Source organism: Anaerovirgula multivorans (genome assembly GCF_900188145.1).
GTDB lineage: Bacteria > Bacillota > Clostridia > Peptostreptococcales > Natronincolaceae > Anaerovirgula > Anaerovirgula multivorans.
On sequence record NZ_FZOJ01000083.1, the window covers coordinates 1 to 2,682 of the forward strand.

Annotated in this window: 4 protein-coding genes; 2 read left to right on the forward strand and 2 right to left on the reverse strand. The window is 32.3% G+C overall.

Features of this window, described 5'->3' with window-relative positions:
• The first annotated feature begins 271 nt into the window (after positions 1 to 271).
• Positions 272 to 745, forward strand: coding sequence for a VanZ family protein (locus tag CHB72_RS25505; RefSeq protein WP_089285675.1), 474 nt, complete (start codon positions 272 to 274; stop codon positions 743 to 745).
• 108 nt (positions 746 to 853) lie between these two features.
• On the opposite strand, the gene CHB72_RS25510 is transcribed toward CHB72_RS25505, so the two are convergent.
• Positions 854 to 1,084, reverse strand: a complete 231-nt coding sequence (locus CHB72_RS25510) for a helix-turn-helix domain-containing protein (protein ID WP_089285676.1) — start codon at positions 1,082 to 1,084, stop codon at positions 854 to 856.
• 294 nt (positions 1,085 to 1,378) lie between these two features.
• Positions 1,379 to 1,693, reverse strand: a complete 315-nt coding sequence (locus CHB72_RS25515; protein WP_089285677.1) for a helix-turn-helix domain-containing protein — start codon at positions 1,691 to 1,693, stop codon at positions 1,379 to 1,381.
• 489 nt (positions 1,694 to 2,182) lie between these two features.
• On the opposite strand from CHB72_RS25515, the gene CHB72_RS25520 reads away from it, so the two are divergent.
• Positions 2,183 to 2,682: AbgT family transporter (locus CHB72_RS25520; RefSeq protein ID WP_207652654.1), on the forward strand; the 500-nt coding region annotated here is incomplete at its 3' end.

A 2,682-nucleotide genomic window follows, 5' to 3' on the forward strand; every position in this document is an offset into this window, starting at 1 on the left:
ATTAAGGTAGTTTATCTTTTTTCTTTATTTTGAGCTTCCAGATTTCGTTATATTCTTATGCAATTTTCAAGGAGCTTATTAAGTTGATGACAGTGATACTTGAGTCGGTGAAAATGCATTTTTACGCAGTCTGACGTCCCTTAGTGCCCTTGTGTAGTGTAGTGTAAATGGTAAACCTTCTTTAACCTCCTAAGGTTTCTATTGTTAAATTTAAAAAGGACGTGGAAGTTATGATAAACATTATAAAAAAAGATGAAGAAAGATACTATTCATGATTAAACTAAGAAGATTAACTGTCATTTTCTCCTGGCTAGCAGTCCTCCTATGGATGGTCTTAATTTTCTATTTATCAGCCCAACCAGCAGTTCAGTCTAATAATCTATCTAAAGGAATAACAGAAGTAATTGTAGAGACAGTTGGACGGGTTGCACCTAATGATAGTTTTGATATAAGTAGACTTAATCATTTGATAAGAAAAAACGCTCATTTCTTTGCTTATTTAGTGTTGGGAATATTGGTGATGAATGCCATGAAAAGAAGTGGGATAGATGGTTTTAAAAGGTTGATTTTATCTCTAGGGATCTGTGTTCTATATGCTGTAAGTGATGAAGTTCATCAGCTCTTTGTCCCCGGTAGAAGTGGGCAGGTTAAGGATGTTTTCATTGATAGTGCTGGGGCTGTTGTTGGGATAGTCGTTTCTCTAGGATTGAGTCGAATAAAGAAAAAGGTCACGGTTAGCAGGTAGGAGATCGCTAGTTGTGATATTGAAGATATTTTGGATGGAAGGACAGAGATGTTACTTATATAAGTAACATCTCTGTCCTTTTTTTTCTTATGATCTAAAAATAATTAATTACTTATGAAGCTTTGGATTATCAGTTCTACCCATTAGATAATCCACTGATACATCGAAAAAGTCTGCTAAAGCATTTAACTTCTCCATGGTAGTAAGCCTATAACCTCTTTCAATGTCACTTACAGCATTATCAGAAAGTCCAACAATTTTTCCAAGCTCAGATTGTTTAATATTTTTCTTTATACGTAATGTTTTTACACGTTCAGCGAAAATCTCTTTAGAAAACATAGAAAAAACCCCTTGACATTCCGCAATAAGCAGTATAAAATATAACCAAACCTGCTTATAGCAGAATTATTTTTAAAAAAGGTGGTGATAAAATAAATGATTGCACACTAAAAGTGGACAACATAGCTGTTTCAAAAACTATGAGACAGCAAAAAGACTTAGTAGTAACAAGGACTTAGCAAGTTATCATAAAGTTTGCCCCACAAACTTTATGATAACATTTTACCAAATGTTTTACCTTAATACAATAAAATCATTCACAGAGACTTCTACTATTTATGCAACAGGTTAATATTAGTTTTGAATAATTGTTTTCAAAAAGTTAGTTAAAGATTCTAATTGTTTTGGAGTTAAGTTTTTAGCACTATATAAGAGATCTTTTAAATTATCATCCAAGGGTTCAGGGGTATATTTTGGCACAAAAAACTCAGCTAGAGTTATATCAAATACTTCACATATTTTTTGTAACATTGGAATATCTGCAGTACGATTACCGTTTTCCAGCTTACTGATCACAGGTTGGGACGTATTGCATAGTTCGGCTAATTGTTTAGTAGTTATATTGCGCTGTTTTCTCAATTCTCTAATTCGAGCACCTATAATATCCATTTTAATATTCCCCTAACATTCTATTTTAGAATACTTACTATACCTTTATTTTATAGAGACAAGCTAAATAAAACAATTTATATTCCAAAATAGAATTATTTATATTGACAATTATTCCAAAATAGAATAAAATTGCTTATAATAAGGTTTCCCCACATCAAAAGTATTGTCTTAACACTAAAAAACATGCTTGCTATAACAATTAAATATAAGAAAAAGGAGTTGGTATTTATATAAAATTTGTTTGTAACTAAAATTAATCAAACGGAGGTAATGATTAGTGAAAGCTTCATATCAAAAAAGACATATCACAAATAAATCCTAAAATAAATATACCCAAAATTTGAATTGTAATAGACATTATGCTTTATGAAAAATACATATAGATATCAAAATATTCAGTTAAGTAAAACGAGAGATACTAACTGTCAAATGATTTACTTGCAGGCTATAATTATACTGTTTTTGAGGAAGGAAGGTTATGAAACGATGACGATGTCAGATGGTAAAAGTAGAGGAAAAAAGACGTTTTTTTATCGTGTTTTAGATGGTGTAGAAAAAGCAGGAAATAAATTACCACATCCCTTTATGTTGTTTGTCATATTATGTTTAGCTGTTATTGCTATTTCTTTTATTGCTGCCCGTATGAATGTATCGGTACTACATCCTACTAGTGGTGAAGAAGTTGCAGTAAAAAGCCTGATAAGTATGGAAGGGATTCGATACATGATCTTAGATATGGTAAAAAACTTTTCAGGCTTTGCACCCCTTGGGTTGGTATTAACCATGATGTTAGGGGTAGGTATGGCAGAAGAAGCAGGGCTCATGACAGCTTTTATGAAGAAGTTTATGGTTGGAGCCAGTGACAAAATGCTATTAATCAGTATTTTCATCATAGGAATCAGCGGAAATATCGCTTCTGATGCAGCGGCTGTCATCGTGCCATCTATAGCAGGAGCCATATTTTATGCTACAAAACGAAATCCACT